Here is a 663-nt window from a genome sequence, read left to right on the forward strand (position 1 = left end):
TGGCGCAAAGATTAGAGAGATACAGCGGGATATACAGCGACATAGTGTTGCCAAAACGCTTACGCGTCAGCGAATAAGAAAGCTTTGCCATCTGCTCTAAGTACGGTTCAGCAGCAGGAGAAATCAACGCTTTAAAATCTTCCAAATCTCGTTTGGGTTTTGCTAGCGCCCTTTCCACATCCTGCGCCGTTTTAGCATAAATCGACATGGATATGTCATCCCAATCGAGCTGCTGAAAGCGATCATAAAAGCTCATCTTGAACCCTCACTTCTACAGTTCATCGAGAAAAGACGTTAGCGGACTGGAAGCAACGGCATGAGAAACTTTCCCTGCAAGCCCAGCTTTATAAGCCATACGACCTGACTCGACTGCCATCTTGAACGCTTTCGCCATCGCAACGGGATTACTTGCAGCAGCGATCGCCGTATTGACCAACACGGCATCCGCGCCCATTTCCATCGCTCTTGCCGCATGTGAAGGCGCACCAATTCCCGCATCCACGACAACAGGTACGTTCGCTTGGTCAATAATGATTTCTAGAAAATCGTGCGAAGCGATACCTTTATTCGAACCAATCGGCGCTCCCAATGGCATCACCGCAGCACAGCCAACTTCTTCCAGCCGCTTACACAACACCGGATCGGCATGGCAATATGGCAACA

At 49.5% G+C, this 663-nt stretch carries 1 protein-coding gene and 1 pseudogene; both read right to left on the reverse strand.

Features of this window, described 5'->3' with window-relative positions:
- Positions 1 to 256 (reverse strand): annotated as a pseudogene (gene thiH, locus R8O11_RS28295) (2-iminoacetate synthase ThiH); the annotation flags it as partial.
- A gap of 15 nt (positions 257 to 271) precedes the next feature.
- Positions 272 to 663, reverse strand: a 392-nt coding sequence (locus tag R8O11_RS28300) for a HisA/HisF-related TIM barrel protein (protein ID WP_318195007.1), incomplete at its 5' end; no start/stop codon positions are given.

The sequence above is a fragment of the Vibrio sp. 1288 genome (assembly GCF_033344475.1).